General features: G+C 41.4%; 18 protein-coding genes. All 18 read left to right on the top strand.

Features of this window, described 5'->3' with window-relative positions; all coding sequences use genetic code 11:
- Positions 1-81: 81 nt before the first annotated feature.
- The 18 genes from I6E78_RS03405 (at position 82) to I6E78_RS03320 (ending at position 17,791) form a co-directional block, all read left to right on the top strand.
- Positions 82-1,662, top strand: a complete 1,581-nt coding sequence (locus tag I6E78_RS03405) for a flagellar hook-length control protein FliK (protein ID WP_197181920.1) — start codon at positions 82-84, stop codon at positions 1,660-1,662.
- A gap of 57 nt (positions 1,663-1,719) precedes the next feature.
- Entirely contained in the window at positions 1,720-2,250 is a 531-nt protein-coding gene (fliL, locus tag I6E78_RS03400; RefSeq protein WP_197181919.1) for a flagellar basal body-associated protein FliL, read from the top strand.
- A gap of 9 nt (positions 2,251-2,259) precedes the next feature.
- A complete protein-coding gene (gene fliM / locus I6E78_RS03395; protein ID WP_011327492.1) occupies positions 2,260-3,351 on the top strand; it encodes a flagellar motor switch protein FliM in 1,092 nt (363 codons plus the stop codon).
- A 20-nt stretch (positions 3,352-3,371) separates the two neighbouring features.
- Positions 3,372-3,770 carry a flagellar motor switch protein FliN gene (gene fliN / locus I6E78_RS03390; RefSeq protein WP_011327493.1) on the top strand — a complete coding sequence of 133 codons (399 nt, stop codon included), beginning with the start codon at positions 3,372-3,374 and terminating at the stop codon, positions 3,768-3,770.
- Positions 3,767-4,150, top strand: a complete 384-nt coding sequence (gene fliO, locus I6E78_RS03385; protein WP_197181918.1) for a flagellar biosynthetic protein FliO — start codon at positions 3,767-3,769, stop codon at positions 4,148-4,150. The genes fliN and fliO overlap by 4 nt, the downstream gene beginning before the upstream one ends.
- A 4-nt stretch (positions 4,151-4,154) precedes the next feature.
- Positions 4,155-4,895: a flagellar type III secretion system pore protein FliP gene (gene fliP / locus I6E78_RS03380; RefSeq protein ID WP_089367877.1), complete on the top strand. Its 741-nt coding sequence runs from the start codon at positions 4,155-4,157 to the stop codon at positions 4,893-4,895.
- 41 nt (positions 4,896-4,936) lie between these two features.
- The gene (gene fliQ, locus I6E78_RS03375; RefSeq protein ID WP_011327496.1) at positions 4,937-5,206 is read left to right on the top strand and encodes a flagellar biosynthesis protein FliQ; all 270 of its coding nucleotides are present in this window, start codon (positions 4,937-4,939) and stop codon (positions 5,204-5,206) included.
- 2 nt (positions 5,207-5,208) lie between these two features.
- Positions 5,209-5,988, top strand: coding sequence for a flagellar biosynthetic protein FliR (fliR, locus tag I6E78_RS03370; RefSeq protein ID WP_011327497.1), 780 nt, complete (start codon positions 5,209-5,211; stop codon positions 5,986-5,988).
- Positions 5,989-5,997: 9 nt separating this feature from the next.
- Positions 5,998-7,128, top strand: a complete 1,131-nt coding sequence (gene flhB / locus I6E78_RS03365) for a flagellar biosynthesis protein FlhB (RefSeq protein WP_197181917.1) — start codon at positions 5,998-6,000, stop codon at positions 7,126-7,128.
- Positions 7,129-7,200: 72 nt separating this feature from the next.
- The gene (flhA, locus tag I6E78_RS03360; RefSeq protein WP_197181916.1) at positions 7,201-9,312 is read left to right on the top strand and encodes a flagellar biosynthesis protein FlhA; all 2,112 of its coding nucleotides are present in this window, start codon (positions 7,201-7,203) and stop codon (positions 9,310-9,312) included.
- 20 nt (positions 9,313-9,332) lie between these two features.
- Positions 9,333-10,823, top strand: a complete 1,491-nt coding sequence (gene flhF / locus I6E78_RS03355; RefSeq protein ID WP_193038479.1) for a flagellar biosynthesis protein FlhF — start codon at positions 9,333-9,335, stop codon at positions 10,821-10,823.
- The gene (locus I6E78_RS03350; RefSeq protein WP_011327501.1) at positions 10,816-11,676 is read left to right on the top strand and encodes a MinD/ParA family ATP-binding protein; all 861 of its coding nucleotides are present in this window, start codon (positions 10,816-10,818) and stop codon (positions 11,674-11,676) included. Before flhF ends, I6E78_RS03350 begins: the two co-directional genes overlap by 8 nt.
- 26 nt (positions 11,677-11,702) lie before the next feature.
- Positions 11,703-12,413, top strand: coding sequence for an RNA polymerase sigma factor FliA (locus I6E78_RS03345; protein WP_011327502.1), 711 nt, complete (start codon positions 11,703-11,705; stop codon positions 12,411-12,413).
- A 40-nt stretch (positions 12,414-12,453) separates the two neighbouring features.
- Complete coding sequence (cheY, locus tag I6E78_RS03340) at positions 12,454-12,837, top strand: chemotaxis response regulator CheY (protein WP_011327503.1); 384 nt, start codon at positions 12,454-12,456, stop codon at positions 12,835-12,837.
- Positions 12,838-12,852: 15 nt separating this feature from the next.
- On the top strand, positions 12,853-13,614 hold the full coding sequence (locus I6E78_RS03335; RefSeq protein ID WP_011327504.1) for a protein phosphatase CheZ: 762 nt from the start codon (positions 12,853-12,855) through the stop codon (positions 13,612-13,614).
- A 15-nt stretch (positions 13,615-13,629) separates the two neighbouring features.
- Positions 13,630-15,807, top strand: coding sequence for a chemotaxis protein CheA (locus I6E78_RS03330; protein ID WP_011327505.1), 2,178 nt, complete (start codon positions 13,630-13,632; stop codon positions 15,805-15,807).
- Positions 15,808-15,858: 51 nt separating this feature from the next.
- Positions 15,859-17,034, top strand: coding sequence for a protein-glutamate methylesterase/protein-glutamine glutaminase (locus I6E78_RS03325; RefSeq protein WP_011327506.1), 1,176 nt, complete (start codon positions 15,859-15,861; stop codon positions 17,032-17,034).
- Positions 17,027-17,791: a flagellar motor protein gene (locus tag I6E78_RS03320; RefSeq protein ID WP_058372798.1), complete on the top strand. Its 765-nt coding sequence runs from the start codon at positions 17,027-17,029 to the stop codon at positions 17,789-17,791. Before I6E78_RS03325 ends, I6E78_RS03320 begins: the two co-directional genes overlap by 8 nt.
- Positions 17,792-17,798: the final 7 nt, after the last annotated feature.

Below are 17,798 nucleotides of genomic sequence, written 5' to 3'. Positions count from 1 at the left end.
ACGTTAATTGCTTTGTTGTTAAATGAACTATAATTTTAGGCATTATTGGGTGGTTTGTTGCCGCTTTATATTAGGTGATTTATGACGATTAATGATATTTCAATGTTAGCGGTATCTGAGCAAGACGCTTACTCTAATAAACAAACGAGTAACTCAAGACGTAATGATGACTCTGATACTGGTTTTTTTAATCAGTTAGAAGATGCCAATAAAGCGGCTTACAATAATAACAGCAAAGCTAAAGCAGGCGCTAGCAATGCTAAGGCTGAGCAGCCTGAAACACAAGACGATGCTGTTTCGGGCGATAGTATGTTGGCGCAAATAAATGCTGCGCACACTATAGACACCACAGTTAAAAAGAACGCTGATGCTAAAGCCGAGGCTTTAGATGAAGACGCTAAGCAATTAAAAGGGAAGCCTGATGATCAGCTTGCCCCTATTGTAATTGCACCGCAAAAAGGTGTGCTTAGCGATGTTGCAGCAAGCGCTGAGGCGGCAAACGAAAAGCTAATGCCCTTATCTCAAAGTATGGCCACTGCAAATAATAAAGGCGATGCAACAGCGCAAAAACAATCTGTAGATGCCGCAGTAATGAACTTGCTAAGCAAAGATAGCGAGGCAATTAAAGCAGATCCGTTACTTGCTAAACTAACACCCGAGCAGCATGAGCAATTAACTACGCAGCTGCAGGCAAGTAGCAAACCCAATGGCAACGACAACCTAGCAACGTTAAAGCAAATGCTTACTCAATATGTTGTTGAAAGTGATAAAGCAAGCGCGGCAGACACGGCTAAACAGGCCTTAAATTCTCAAATAAATGCTTTGACCACACCAGAAAAACAAGCGCTACTGAGCCAGTTAAATAGCTATATTAAAAATGAGCAGCCCCAAGGTGAGCAACTAGCAAGTATTAAGCAAACAATTACAGAGCTAAGCGCATCGATTGATAAAAAAGTATTAATATCTGCAGATGATAAAACAGCATTAAATGCGCTTAGCGATAAAGAACTCACTAAATCGTTAGAGTCATTGCAAAAAAATAACACTGAACAGTTATCACCCCGAGCAGCACAATTATTGACGCAAATTACCAGTACGGTAAATGGTTTAGGCCTATACGATAGTGTAGGGTATGAGCAAACTATAATTGATATGCAAGCGTTGCAGGCTGGGCAATTACAAAGCACAGCGCAAGTTAAACAAGCAAGCTTGGACCCAGGTGTTATGCAAGCGCTTAATATTATAAAAAGTGACGCGGCAAAAATGTTGCAAGAGCGAGTGAGCTCTATGCTTAGCATAAATAATAAAGTAGCAGAAATTCGTCTCGACCCACCAGAAATGGGCAGTATGCAAATTCGCATCAGAAGCGATGCAGAGCAAGCACAAATAAACTTTGTAGTACAAAACCAGCAAGCTAAAGAAGCGCTTGAACAATCGCTTCCGCGCTTACGCGAAATGCTTGCCCAGCAAGGTATAGATTTAGGCGAAAGTACTATTTCTTATGGTGAGCCTGGAGGGCAAGGAGCAGAGCAAAATGATGACAACGATAGTCGTCGTTTAGCTAATAATGAATTGACTACTGATGAAAACGATGAGCAAATTAATACACAAATGCCAAGTTCTCGACAACAAACGTCATCATCAATAGATTACTATGCCTAAGTACTGCTATTATAATAGCTAAAACAAGCAAGTACCTTTGCTAATAAAGGAAATATCATGGCTGAAGAGACTAATTTAGAAATAGAAGAAACAGGTAACAGCAAAAAGAAAATCATAGTAATTATTGCAGCTGTATTGCTTGTTATTGTTGCAGCTGTTGTTGGTTATTTTTTGCTTTCGGGCTCAGACACGCCAGCGGAAACGTTAAATGATGAAGCCGCTACAGCACAGCAAACAAGCTCTTCTACAGGCTCATCGGCCAAAATAGGCAGCGCACTTTATGTTGCAATGCCAAGACCTTTTGTATTTAACATACCGGGCTCTAGTCGCGATAGAATTGTGCAAATTAAAGTGGAATTATTAGTGCGCGGCGAAGCAAACGAAGAAACCGCTAAAAAGCATATTCCACTAATAGAAAGTACATTATTAAGTATATTTTCTATGTCCACGGCTGACGAACTAAGCACCAGTGTAGGTAAAGAAAACTTACGCTTTGCAGCACTAGAAAAAGTACAAGCTAGCTTAATGGACGTTGAAGGCAGTAAAGTAATTGAGCGGGTATTATTTACCGGCTTTGTGATGCAATAAGGGGCTAGCGTGAGCGATTTATTATCCCAAGACGAAATTGATGCGTTATTGCATGGTGTTGATGACGTTGACGAGGAAGATATACCCGAAGGTGAAGACGGTGAAGGCAATACGCTTCAGTATGACTTTTCTTCGCAAGATCGGATCGTACGTGGACGAATGCCGACACTGGAAATTGTTAACGAACGCTTTGCTCGTCATATGCGAATTAGCCTATTTAACATGATGCGCCGCACCGCTGAGGTGTCTATAAATGGCGTGCAAATGATTAAGTTTGGCGAGTATGTGCATACTTTGTTTGTGCCAACTAGTTTAAATATGGTGCGTTTTAGACCTTTAAAAGGCACCGGCCTTATAACCATGGAAGCACGTTTAGTGTTTATTTTGGTTGATAACTTTTTTGGTGGTGATGGCCGCTACCATGCAAAAATTGAAGGGCGTGAATTTACCCCTACAGAGCGACGCATTGTGCAAATGTTACTAAAAATAATCTTTGAAGATTATAAAGAAGCATGGGCACCGGTAATGGATGTATCGTTTGAATACTTAGATTCTGAAGTAAACCCTGCTATGGCTAACATTGTAAGCCCAACCGAAGTGGTGGTTATTAGCTCTTTTCATATTGAATTGGATGGCGGCGGAGGGGACTTTCATATTGCTCTACCTTATTCTATGCTGGAGCCAATTAGAGAGCTGCTTGACGCGGGTGTGCAATCGGATACCGAAGACACCGATTTACGTTGGAGTAAGGCACTACGCGATGAAATAATGGACGTAGAGGTTGAGTTATCTACTCAGTTATTGGAAGTGGATTTAACGCTAAAACAAATAATGGAACTTAAAGCGGGTGATATTATTCCGGTAGAAATGCCTGAGCATATAACTGTATTTGTTGAAGAGTTACCGACATTTAGAGCTAAAATGGGCCGCTCACGCGATAGTGTTGCGCTGCAAATTAGTGAAAAAATTAAACGACCTGATTCAGTTAAATCTGAGCTGCATGTATTTACCAAAGGCGGCAAGAAAATTGATTCAGATGCAGAATTAGCAGAACTAGAAGATGATTTACACCTCTCTGACGGTGTAGACTTAGACTGGTAATTGATTAAAAGGTTAAACGTATGAGCGATGATCAAGACACTATGGATGAATGGGCAGCAGCTTTAGCCGAAGCTGAGGGTACTGATGACAGTGGCCAAGCAAAAGTAACTGAACTCGATGAATTAAGTGATGCAAAACACGAGATCAGTGGCGATGAAAAACGCAAGCTCGATACAATTTTAGATATACCTGTGACTATTTCTATGGAAGTAGGGCGCTCTAAAATTAATATTCGTAACTTATTACAATTAAACCAAGGCTCGGTGGTAGAGCTTGACCGTGTTGCAGGTGAGCCGTTAGATGTACTGGTTAATGGTACTTTAATTGCCCATGGCGAAGTGGTGGTAGTAAACGATAAGTTTGGTATTCGTTTAACCGACGTAATTAGCCAAGTAGAACGGATCAAAAAATTACGATGAGTATGGTTGTTGCTTTAACCAGCTCGGTATTTACAAAAGCAGAGCAGGTAACACCCACAGGCGATATTCTCTCTATGGTGTTATCGCTTGTTATGGTGCTGGTGCTAATTATAGTACTGGCATTTTTTGTGAAAAAGTTTAATCCAAATTTAGCAAATAGTGATGAATTTAAAGTAGTGCGTAGTTTACCGCTGGGCTCGCGTGAGCGTTTAATGGTGGTAGAAATAGACAACACACAACATTTGTTAGGGGTTACCCCGCACAGCATTAACTATTTACATAAATTAGATACACCTTTGAGTGAAAAAGAGCTACCAGAATTAGCAAAACGCTTTAGTAAGCTTTTAAATCCACAAGCAAATCAAAATAAAAAGAATTAAAATTATGACTAAATGCCTGCTTCTTATTTTTGTCATGCTGTTTGTACCAAATGTAAGTGCAGAAGGAATAGACGCACTAACCATTACCACAAATGCAGATGGCACCCAAGATTACTCGGTAACGCTGCAAGTATTGGCTATTATGACCGCGCTGAGCTTTATTCCGGCGGCTATAATCATGATGACCTCGTTTACCCGTATTATTGTAGTGCTGGCTATTTTACGCCAAGCCATAGGTTTACAACAAACCCCTTCAAATCAAGTATTGCTAGGCATGTCTTTATTTTTAAGTATTTTTATTATGGCGCCTATTTATCAGCAAGTGAACGAGCGCGCTATAGAGCCCTACCTAAGCGAGCAAGTCACTTCAATGGAAGCATTGGAGCTAGCAAAAGAGCCAATGAAAGCCTTTATGCTGTCGCAGGTGCGTATTAAAGATTTAGAAACCTTTGCCAAAATAGCAGGATACGATCAGTTAGACTCGCCAGAGGCCACGCCGTTAATTGTACTTATTCCGGCGTTTGTAACCAGTGAGCTGCAAACGGCCTTTATTATTGGTTTTATGTTTTTTATTCCTTTTTTAATCGTGGATTTAGTGGTGGCGTCGGTATTAATGGCCATGGGTATGATGATGTTATCGCCAATGATAGTGTCTTTGCCGTTTAAAATAATGCTGTTTGTGTTGGTTGATGGCTGGAGCTTAGTGATGGGAACCTTGGCAAAAAGCTTTGGTTTAGGCACATGACCTTACTTAACACTAAGCTAATTACGCACTAGGAGTATGCCGTGGAACCAGAAGTATTTGTTGATATTTTAAGTAGCGCGCTGTTTTTAGTAATTAAATTGGTTTCTGCTATTGTAGTGCCGGGCTTAATTGTGGGTTTAGTGGTTGCCGTGTTTCAGGCTGCAACTTCAATTAACGAGCAAACTTTGAGTTTTTTACCACGCTTACTAATTACTATAAGTGCGCTTATTGTTGGCGGCCACTGGTTTACCCAAGAGTTAATGGACTTTTTTACCCGCCTAGTATTACTTATTCCTGAAATTGCAGGCTAAGTATGGAATTACCGTTTGCTGTCGTTATTCAATGGTTGAGTGACTTTTTACTGCCATTAGTGCGCATTAGCTCAATGATTATGGTAATGGCTGGCCTTGGCGCTAAAAACGTACCCACACGTATAAAAATGGGCTTAGCAATTGTTGTTACTTTTGTTGCTGTGCCTATGCTGCCGCCTGCTACCTTTACTAATTTGTTTTCGTTTGAAATGATTTTAGTGGTTATTCAGCAAATGCTAATAGGCATTGCGATTGGCTTTGCATCTACCTTATTGTTAAATACCTTTGTGTTAGCTGGGCAAATACTGGCTATGCAAACGGGTCTTGGTTTTGCCTCTGTGGTTGACCCCTCCAATGGTTTAAGTGTGCCTGCAGTAGGGCAGTTTTACCTTATTTTAGCGACCTTATTATTTTTTGTATTTAATGGTCACTTAATGATGATTCAAATGGTGGTACACAGCTTTGAAGTGCTGCCAATTGATGGTAATTGGTGGTCGGTGGATCATTACTGGGACATAGTAACCTGGGGCGGCTGGATGTTTACTACAGCGCTGGTGCTATCACTGGCACCGCTTACCGCTATGCTGGTAATTAATATGTCGTTTGGCATTATGACCCGCGCCGCGCCACAGCTAAATATTTTTTCTATTGGTTTTCCGTTTACGTTAGTTGCTGGGCTTATCATTATTTGGGCGACCTTAGGTAACTTTGTATCGCAGTTTGAGTTTCAGTGGCTAAAAATGGTCGAGTTAATGTGCTCATTAGTGGGCTGCTCGCCTTAGGAGGTTATTGTGTCTGAAGATTCTGGACAAGAAAAAACCGAAGAACCCACATCCAAAAAAGTAGAGGATGCCAAAAAGAAAGGTCAAATAGCGCGATCCAAAGAGTTGGGCACTATGTTTGTGCTTATTTTTTCGGCTATTTCGTTGCTCATGTACGGCCCCGAAATTGGTAAAGGTTTGTATAACGTAATGGGTAGAATGCTTAGCCTAAACCGTAACGAAACCTACGACACCACCAAAATGTTTGCTGTATGGGGCGAAGTGGCCGATGCGCTGATATTTCCTATGGCAATGTTTGTATTAATTATTGTATTAGCTGCTTTTATTGGTAACACCATGCTAGGTGGCTTTAATTTTAGTTGGCAAGCTGCTGCACCTAAAGCCAGTAAAATGTCGCCAGCTAAAGGCTTTAAACGTATGTTTGGCCCACAAGCTGGGGTGGAGCTGTTAAAGTCGCTGTTAAAGTTTGGTTTAGTTGCCAGTTTTGCAGTGTTTTTAATTAATACCTTTTTTGATGAAATACTGCACTTAAGTGTAGAAAGCGCCCCAGGTAATATTATTCATGCCTTAGAAATATTGGCTTGGATGTTTTTAGGCTTGTCTTGTACCTTAATTATTATTGCTGCGATTGATGCGCCGTTTCAAAGCTATAACCACAATAAACAACTTAAAATGACCCTTCAAGAAGTAAAAGACGAGTATAAAAACTCAGAGGGTGACCCACAAATAAAAGCGCGCATAAGGCAAACCCAGCGGCAAATGTCGCAAAAACGTATGATGCAAGATGTGCCCGATGCCGATGTTATTGTAACTAACCCTACCCATTACTCTGTGGCTTTAAAGTACGACACCGAACGCGCCGGAGCACCTATAGTAGTTGCCAAAGGAATTGATGAAATGGCAATGCAAATTCGTAAAATAGCGATTGGTAATGAAGTGCCTATTTTAGAATCGCCATCGCTTACTCGAGCACTTTATCATACTGCAGAAGTGGGGGAGCAAATCCCGGATCAATTATTTACCGCAGTTGCGCAAGTATTAGCTTATGTGTTTCAGCTTAAGCGCTTTAATAAAGGGCGCGGAAAACGCCCCACCAAACTTAATAAAAAACTGCCTATTCCTGACGATTATCAGTATTAATTTAAATAACCTATAACTTGGAATAGTTATTGCAATTTCACAGTAGTGTCAATTTTTTGAAATTGTAGGGTTATGGGATTTAAAGCGGTATTACAACAACTTAACAAAGATAAAAAAGAGTATGCCAAAGGCGTAGGTACACCATTAATGGTACTTGCTGCGCTGGGTATGGTCATTTTACCTCTTCCTCCGTTCCTGCTTGATATATTATTTTCTTTTAATATTGCCCTTGCTTTGGTGGTGTTACTGGTAACTGTATACACCATGAAACCACTTGAATTTGGTATGTTTCCGGCTGTGTTACTAATCGCCACTATTATGCGTTTGGCACTTAACGTTGCCAGCACCCGAGTAGTATTACTTGAGGGCCACAATGGTGGTGACTCTGCCGGTAAAGTAATTGAAGCCTTTGGCTCTGTGGTTATTGGTGGTAACTATGCGGTAGGTTTAGTGGTGTTTTTAATCTTGATTATCATAAACTTTGTGGTAATTACTAAAGGTGCTGGGCGTATTTCTGAAGTGTCGGCGCGCTTTACCCTTGACGCTATGCCGGGTAAACAAATGGCAATTGATGCCGACATGAATGCGGGCTTTATTAGCGCCGAGCAAGCCCGAGAGCGCCGTGAAGAAGTTACCCGCGAAGCCGACTTTTATGGTTCTATGGATGGTGCCAGTAAATTTGTTAAAGGCGATGCTATTGCCGGTATTGTTATATTAATTATTAATATTGTTGGTGGCTTATTTGTTGGCATGATCCAACACGATTTAAGCTTTGGCAGTGCCATGGAAATTTATACCTTGCTTACCATAGGTGATGGCTTAGTTGCACAACTTCCCTCATTATTACTCTCTATTGGTACTGCTATTGTTGTAACGCGTCAAAATGAGTCGCACAACATGGGCGATCAATTTAAGAAACAACTCGGTAACGAAAAGTCGTTATTTATTGCTTCAGGCATTTTAATTATTATGGGTTTAGTACCTGGTATGCCACACGTAGCGTTTTTAAGCTTGGGCGCATTATTAGGTTATTTAGCTTACTACACCCAACAAAACAAATTAAAAGTGGCAGCAGCACTTGCTGAGGAAACCGCTAATGGCAGCGCAGCAGGTACAGGCATTGCCAATAAGCAAGAGCAAAAAGAGTTAGGCTGGGACGATGTGCAGCAGGTTGATGTAATTGGTTTAGAGGTAGGTTACCGACTTATTCCATTGGTTGATCAATCCCAAGGTGGTGAATTGCTAAACCGCATTAAAGGCGTGCGTAAAAAGCTCTCTCAAGAATTAGGCTTTTTAGTGCCCCCGGTACATATACGCGACAACTTAGAGCTAGACCCAAATGCATACCGAATTACCTTAATGGGCGTATCAAGTGGCGAAGGCGAACTAAAACACGGCGACGAATTGGCAATTAATCCGGGGCAAGTATTTGGTCCTATAAAAGGGATTGAAACTAAAGATCCGGCTTTTGGTTTAGATGCTGTGTGGATCAAGCCTGATCAAAAAGATGAAGCGCAATCGCTTGGTTATACCGTGGTTGATTCGGCGACTGTGGTTGCCACTCATATTAGCCAATTGCTCACCAATAATGCGGCGTTATTATTAGGCCACGAAGAAGTACAAAACCTATTAGATATGCTAGCAAAAAGTCACCCAAGGTTAGTAGAAGGCTTGGTGCCTGATGTATTGCCATTAACTACCATAGTTAAAGTTTTACAAAATTTATTAAACGAAGGTGTAGCTATTCGCGATATGCGCTCAATAGTACAAACCCTTGTAGAGTATGGCCCGCGTAGCCAAGACCCAGATGTTTTAACCGCTGCGGTACGTATTTCACTGCGTCGATTAATAGTTCAAGATGCGGTCGGTATGTCTTCAGAAATCCCTGTCATAACCTTGGCGCCTGAGTTGGAACAGATGTTGCATCAGTCATTACAAAATGCAGGCGACGAAGGTGCCGGAATAGAGCCAGGACTTGCAGAGCGACTTCAAGTGTCATTAAACGAAGCGCATCAAAATCAAGAAATGGCCGGTGAACCTTCAATACTGTTAACGTCAGGAATGTTACGCACTGTGTTATCTCGTTTTGTTAAGTACACCATTCCAGGATTGCGAGTGATGTCTTATCAAGAGATACCAGACGAAAGGCAGATCAAGATTGTTAGCTCAGTAGGCCAACAATAAGATTTTAAAGGGGTTGAACCATGAAGATTAAACGTTTTTTTGCTAAAGATATGCGCACAGCACTTAAAGAAGTTAAAGATGAGCTAGGTGTTGATGCGGTTATTATGTCTAATAAAAAGCTCGCAAACGGCGTAGAAATTGTCGCAGCAGTTGATTATGACAAAGCAGCCCCTAAAGCCGCCGCGCCACAACAAAGTGCGCCGCTGCAGCAGCGTACGGCACATTCTGCCCACTCGCAAAGCATGCATAACTTTGTAAAACCAGAGCCACAGCGTGCTAGACCTGAGCCACAAGCAAAAGTAGCCGACAGCTTACAAGCATTATTAGAGCGCCAGTCGCCGCGTCCACGTTCAGCAGAATTGGCTTCAATGTTTTCGCAATCAGGTATAGATACCTCAGAGCATTATCAAGAGCCGGTCGCTAAACAACGCCCTACAAATATGTTTGCGCGTGAAGAAGCCGCGCAAGCACGCCCACAAACGCAAGCTGACAGCTTAGGTTTTGATGACCTAGACCGTGATTTTGATGAATTAGACACGCCAGTTGCGCAAACACACACGACTAAAAATACCGAAAGTGAAGCAATGAGCACAATGCGTGAAGAAATGAACGCAATTCGCCAGTTATTAGAGCACCAAGTGTCGGGTTTAATGCAGCAAGATATGGCGCGCCGTGACCCAACGCGCGCATGCATGATTGACCGCTTAGTAGGCATGGGAATCGATAAAGAAGTTGCTGAGCAAATGGCTTGTTTTGTACCTGAAGATGTTCCGCGTCAGCAGGGCTGGAAAGCGCTGTTAACTATGGTTGAAGATCAGATGCAAACCACGAATAATGAAATTTTGCGCCAAGGTGGTGTTTACGCATTAGTTGGCCCAACCGGTGTAGGTAAAACCACTACAGTGGCTAAGCTCGCGGCATTAGGTGCACAAAAATATGGTGCTGATAAAGTAGCGCTAATTACTACCGATACTTACAGAATTGGTGCTTACGAGCAGCTTGCAACATATGGCCGTATTATAGGCTGTGGGGTTAAACAAGTTAAAGATGCGAACGAACTGGCTGAAGTGTTATATCATTTACGTAACAAGCGCTTAGTACTTATAGATACCGCAGGTATGAGCCAACGTGATTTACGTTTAACTGAGCAGCTAAATACCTTAATGCGTAATCAGCGTGTGGATATTCGTAATTACTTAGTATTAAGTGCCACTGCGCAAATAAATGTGTTACAAGAAACCGTAAGACACTTTAAAAAAGTACAGTTAAGCGGTTGTATTTTCACTAAACTCGACGAATCATTAAGTTTAGGCGAGATAATTAGTATTGCGATTCAAAATCGCCTGCCAATAGGGTATCTTACTAATGGTCAACGAGTACCTGAAGATATTCGAGTTGCAAATGCAGAAAAACTAGTGAAAAAAGCTGAGCAATTATATTTAAAGAGAACAAAAGTACAACATTCACGACACCAATCAGTGGCGTCGAGCACAGTAGAGATGTATGATTAACACAGTATTAGATCAAGCAAGCGGCCTGCGTAAAATGAGCAAAAATAATAATAACGGCGTTAAGGTTATCGCCGTCACTGGCGGTAAAGGTGGCGTTGGAAAAACAAATGTATCGTTAAATACTGCGATCGCTTTAGGTCAGCAAGGCAATAGAGTGTTAGTGCTTGATGCCGATTTGGGTTTAGCCAATTGTGATGTAATGCTTGGACTACGTGTTGAGCGTAATTTATCGCATGTGTTATCTGGCGAATGTGAGCTTGATGAAATACTAGTAGAAGGCCCCGCTGGGATAAAAATAGTACCAGCGACTTCGGGTTCACAAAGTATGGTTGAGTTGTCGCCTGCAGAACATGCTGGGCTTATTCGTGCTTTTAGCGAACTCAATACTGATTTTGATATATTAGTTGTTGATACCGCTGCCGGTATATCGGATATGGTGCTGAGTTTTTCTCGCGCTGCACAAGATGTTTTGGTTGTGGTATGTGACGAGCCTACCTCAATAACCGATGCCTATGCACTGATCAAAGTATTAAGCCGCGAACATGGCGTGTATAAATTTAAAATTGTTGCCAACATGGTGCGTTCATTACGCGAAGGGCAAGAGTTATTTGCAAAGCTATCAAAGGTTACAGACCGATTTTTAGATATATCAATGGAGCTGGTTGCAACCGTTCCTTATGATGAAAATATGCGCAAAGCAACACGTCGTCAAAAAGTAATTGTTGAACTGTTTCCTAGTTCTCCAGCTGCACTTGCCTTTAAAACATTAGCAACAAGAATAACAAAGTGGCCAATACCGAACCAGCCTTCGGGTCATTTAGAATTTTTCATTGAGAAACTCGTTAACGGCTAACTATGACTACATTGGTGAATAGAGCTATGGGATATGAATCAACACAAAATTTAAATATGATTGTTGAAAAGCATGCTTCATTAGTAAAAAAAGTAGCATGTCATTTAATTGCTCGTTTACCCCCTAGTGTACAACTCGATGATTTAATTCAATCAGGAATGATAGGATTAATAGAGGCGTCAAAAAACTTTGATGCCACTAAAGGCGCTAGTTTTGAAACCTTTGCGGGTATTCGTATTCGGGGCGCTATGCTTGATGAAATGCGCCGTGGAGACTGGGCTCCTCGCTCAGTACATCGTAAAAGCCGCCAGGTTATAGAAGCTATTTCAGCATTAGAAAGCAGCCTGAATCGTGAACCTACAGACAGTGAAGTTGCCCAAAAGCTTGAAATTACACTAGAGCAATATCATCATATTTTAACCGATGTTAATTCCAGTAAAATCTTGGGAATAGAAGATTTAGGTATTGATGAGGATGTTATAACACCTGTTGGGCACGATTTAGCACTAGACAAACCCTTTAATAATGTTAAAAATGAAAGGTTTAATGAATCTTTATTAAGTGCAATTAAATCCCTACCAGAGCGAGATGCAATGGTGCTTTCGTTGTACTATAACGATGAAATGAATTTAAAAGAAATTGGACAGATACTCGATGTAAGTGAGTCGCGTGTAAGTCAGATACATGGTCAGGCGATGATTAAGCTAAAAGCAAAAATCAATGACTGGATAAATTAGAAGTAAGTAAATACAGGTTTAGGCCTCACTGGAGGATGTTTTGGATAAAAACATAAAAATTCTTGTTGTTGATGACTTTTCAACGATGAGACGTATTATTAAAAACCTATTGCGTGATTTAGGGTTTACCAATGTTTTAGAAGCAGATGATGGCTCAACTGCTTTACCTATGTTGCAAAATCAATCATTTGACTTTGTAGTAACAGATTGGAATATGCCGGGCATGCAAGGTATTGACTTGTTAAGAGCAATACGCGCAGATGACAAATTAAAGCATCTTCCGGTTTTAATGGTTACTGCAGAAGCTAAAAAAGAGCAAATTATTGCAGCAGCCCAAGCAGGTGTTAATGGTTATATTGTTAAGCCATTTACTGCGGGTACATTAAAAACTAAATTAGAAAAAGTGTTCGAACGCTTAGGTTAATAAGGGGAGAGGCTTATGTCAGCACCTGCTGCGCCTCAGATTACTTTAGAGCAAGCACGTCAGCTGGTCACTTTTTTAGAAAACGGTGAGCAACATAAAGCTGATCAGTTAATTTTAGAAACTGCCTCTCAAGAACAATCATATTTGTTTGCAGAAGTAGGTAAATTAACGCGCCAGTTGCACGAGTCTTTAAAGGGTTTTGAGCTTGACACCCGCATAACAGATTTAACCACTGATGCCATTCCGGATGCTAAAAAGCGACTTAACTATGTCATAGAAATGACAGAAAACGCCGCCAACAAAACCATGGATGCGGTTGAAGCGAGCCTGCCTTTAGCCCAGCAGTTAGCTGATGATATTTCGCATATCAAGCCAACCTGGGATCGGTTAATGAGCCGCGATCTTGAACTTGGTGAATTTAAAACATTGTGTCATAGCATTGATAAATTTATGAACAGCTCGCATCTTAAAACCGATGAGTTGCAAGTATTAATGACTAATGTGTTAATGGCTCAAGATTATCAGGATTTAACCGGACAAGTAATTCGCCGTGTTATTGAGCTGGTACGCGAAGTTGAAGAAAGTTTAATTCATCTGTTAACTGCGTTTGCAGCACAAGATGAAAACGATAACCAAGAGCAACAAAAAACAGAAAACTCGATTGCCGCACAAGCATTAGCAGGCCCAGAAGGCCCTATTATTGATAAAGAATCGCGTGATGATGTTGTATCTGATCAAGACGAAGTTGATGATCTTTTATCAAGTTTGGGCTTCTAATAGGAGAGTAACTGCATGAGCTTTGAAGTCGATGAAGATATATTACAAGATTTTTTAGTTGAAGCTGGAGAAATCCTTGAGCTTTTATCTGAACAATTAGTTGAACTGGAAAATAACCCAGAAGATACTGAATTATTGAACGCTATTTTTAGAGGCTTTCACACTGTTAAAGGTGGCGCGGGCTTTTTAGCGATGTCAGAGCTGGTAGATGCCTGTCATGGCGCAGAAAACGTGTTTGACTTACTGCGTCAAAAAGTGCGAACAGTTAACTCTGAGTTAATGGATGTTATACTTCAAGCACTTGATACTATTAACGAAATGTTTGCTACGATTAAAAATCGTGAGCAACCAGAGCCTGCCGATCCTCAGTTACTCGAAATATTACATAAATTAGGTTTACCGCCCACAGAAGAAGAGCTTGGTGGTGACACTATTGCGCCAGTAATAACGCAAGATGCTAATTTAGATGATGACCCTTTTGCATTTGATGAGTTGTTTGATGCACCCAGTGCAGCAACAAACGCTACAGCAAACGATGCGCATATTGATGAAATTAGCGAAGATGAATTCGAAAACTTACTTGACGAACTTCATGGCAAAGGTAAAGGCCCTGCAATAAAAGAGTCATTAAGTAATAGCAGCGACTTAAGTGGCGATATTACCGACGATGAATTTGATAGCTTATTAGATGAGCTTCACGGAGTAGGAAGTTTTGGTGCGGTAAATAAAACCCCAAAACCTCAAGCAGCTCAAAGTCCGGCTGCTAGCACTAACGATGATGAAATAAGTGACGATGAGTTTGAAGCTTTACTAGATGAGCTGCATGGCAAGGGAGCGGCGCCAAAATCTAAAGAAAGCGCGGCAACACCTGCACCTGTAAATAAAGTTACGGCTCCTAAAGCAGCTGTAGTTAAATCCTCACCAGTAGCAGTTGATAAAGTTAAGCAGCCACAAGCGGCTGTTGTAGCAGCAAGTGCTAATACCAATACCGCTGCGCCAGTTGCTAAAAAAGCGCCGCCTGCACAAGCTGAAACGACAGTAAGGGTTGATACTAAACGCCTTGATCAAATTATGAATATGGTGGGCGAGCTTGTATTAGTACGTAATCGTTTAGTGAGTTTAGCCACCAGTTCAGAAAGTGAATCTATGAGTAAAGCAATATCTAACTTAGATGTTGTTACAGCTGATTTGCAAGGCGCGGTAATGAAAACGCGAATGCAGCCAATCAAAAAAGTATTTGGCCGTTTTCCGCGTGTTGTTCGCGACTTAGCACGTACCTTAAATAAAGATATTAATTTATTGCTGGTTGGCGAAGAAACCGATTTAGATAAAAACCTAGTTGAGGCACTGGCCGATCCATTAGTGCATTTAGTACGTAACTCGGTTGATCATGGTATAGAAATGCCAGATGATCGTGAAGCTGCGGGTAAACCGAGAACAGGTACCGTTACGCTTTCTGCTTCGCAGCAGGGGGATCATATTTTGCTTACCATTAAAGATGATGGCGCAGGTATGGATGCTGAAAAACTAAAACAAATAGCAATTAAAAAAGGTGTGCTTGATCAAGAGCAAGCAAGCCGTTTGTCTAACACCGAAGCTTACAATCTGATATTTGCGCCAGGGTTTTCTACCAAAGAAGCAATATCTGATATTTCTGGTCGTGGTGTTGGCATGGATGTGGTTAAAACTAAAATCACCCAGTTAAATGGCTCGGTTAGCATAGAGTCAGAACTAGGTGTGGGCACTATACTTGAAATTAAAGTACCGTTAACTTTGGCTATTTTACCTACCTTAATGGTGGTAGTGAGTGAGCAAACATTTGCACTACCATTGGCAGGAGTAAGTGAAATATTTAACTTAGACCTTACTAAAACGAATGTGGTTGATGGTCAGTTAACTATTATTGTTCGTAAAAAAGCAGTGCCTTTATTTTATTTAGAGCATTGGCTAGTGAAAGGTGCCGATCGTACAAGCCGTAAAGCGCAAGGGCATGTGGTTATTGTGCAAATAGGTACACAACAAGTTGGCTTTGTGGTTGATTCGTTAATTGGTCAAGAAGAAGTGGTTATTAAGCCGTTAGACGCTTTATTACAAGGTACGCCTGGAATGGCAGGTGCCACTATTACTTCGGATGGTGGTATTGCACTTATATTAGATGTACCGAGTATGTTAAAACACTACGCAGGTAAATAATAAAGTAGACGTATACTTTATACGTCTACACAATAAAAATAAGAGAGCAAAATGGCCGTTAAAGTTTTAGTTGTTGATGATTCGAGCTTTTTTCGCCGTCGAGTGAGTGAGATTCTTGAATTAGATAGCGAGATTGAAGTAATTGGCTTTGCCGTAAATGGCCGAGATGCTGTAGAAAAAGCAGCTAGTTTACGTCCTGATATGATCACTATGGATGTAGAAATGCCGGTGTTGGATGGTATAAGTGCTGTAAAAGAAATTATGGCCAGTAACCCGACGCCAATTTTAATGTTTTCTTCGTTAACTCGCTCCGGTGCAACTGCAACTTTAGATGCACTTGATGCTGGTGCTATGGATTTTTTACCGAAAAAATTTGAAGACATTGCTCGCAATAACGAAGATGCCATTAAGCTGCTGCAAAGCAAAGTAAAAGAAATTGGCCGCCAACGTATTAGACGTGTTGCTAGCCCTAGACCCTCCAGTATAAACAAACCTTTATTTACACCTACTTCAGCGCCAAGCGCATTAGCAGCAAGGTTTGCACAAACAAATAAAACAGCAACAACAGTAGTACAACCAGAGCGAAGCTTTAATAATTCGCCAGTAACTAGTCGCAGTGCAATAGTAACAAAGCGCGCGAGTGGCAAGCACTATCAACTAGTTGCAATTGGCACATCAACCGGTGGACCTGTTGCGCTGCAAACTATATTAACTCAGCTTCCTGCTAACTTTCCGCACCCTATATTATTAATTCAGCATATGCCTGCTGCGTTTACTCCGGCTTTTGCGGCACGCTTAAATAGTTTGTGTAAAATTCAGGTAAAAGAAGCGCAGCAAGGAGATCGACTGCAAGCAGGTGTGGCTTACTTAGCACCGGGTGGCCAGCAAATGATGATTGATGGTCGTGGGGCAAGTAGAACACTACGAGTTTTTGAAGATAACAGCGAGCGCATTAGTTACAAACCAAGCGTTGATGTAACCTTCGCCAGTGCCGCTAAAGCGTATCAAGGTGATGTATTAGCTATAGTATTAACTGGTATGGGCGCAGATGGGCGTGAAGGCGCTCGTATGCTTAAACAATCAGGGGCAACCATTTGGGCACAAGATGAAAAAAGTTGTGTTGTTTATGGTATGCCACAAGCAATTGCTAATGCTGGTTTAGCGAGCGAAAGTTTGCCATTAGATGAAGTAGCAATACGTTTAAAGACAGAGGTGGGCTGTGGATAAGCTTTCCGTACTAGGTTTACTTATTGGCTTAGGCGCCATTGCAATAGGTTACTCGTTAGAGGGCGGTGTGGTATCGGCATTATTTAACGGACCTGCGTTGATCATTGTACTGGGCGGCACATTGGGTGCTGTAATGTTACAAACATCAGCCAGTACTTTTAAAAAGATGCTAGAAATTACGCACTGGGTTTTTGTATCGCCTAAATACAATATTGAAGATGCCATAGAGCAAGTAAAAGGATGGTCACATAAAGCACGTCAAGAAGGTTATTTAGCCCTTGAAAACGAAGCGCTTACCCACCCAGATGCCTATGCTGCAAAAGGGCTTGGATTATTAGTTGATGGTTGCTCAGATCAAAAACTGCGCGATACGTTAGAAATAGATTTACTGTTAGAGCGCGAACGTCTGCTAGAGGCAAGTCGTGTTTATGAAGCTATGGGCGGTTATAGTCCGACCATAGGTATTTTAGGGGCCGTGCTTGGTCTTATTCAGGCAATGTCGTTTATTACAGATCCGCAAAAGCTTGGAGCCGGTGTTGCCACTGCCTTTATAGCAACTATTTATGGCGTGGGTTTAGCTAATTTATTATTTTTACCTATGGCTAATAAGTTAAAGCAACGGGTTGAGCAAAAAATGCTTTATCACGAAATGCTTGCCGAGGGCGTAATTGCAATAAGCCAAGGCGAAAGCCCAGTAAGTATTGAATTAAAGCTTGAAGCCTATCGGGTTGACCGCCCAAATGTCGTGGTTGAGTAGCAGCTAT

Source organism: Pseudoalteromonas sp. NZS127 (genome assembly GCF_015864805.1).
Taxonomy (GTDB): Bacteria; Pseudomonadota; Gammaproteobacteria; order Enterobacterales; family Alteromonadaceae; genus Pseudoalteromonas; species Pseudoalteromonas nigrifaciens.
The sequence above is the reverse complement of the archived record's forward strand: the minus strand, read 5'-3'. Positions and strand labels throughout refer to the sequence as shown.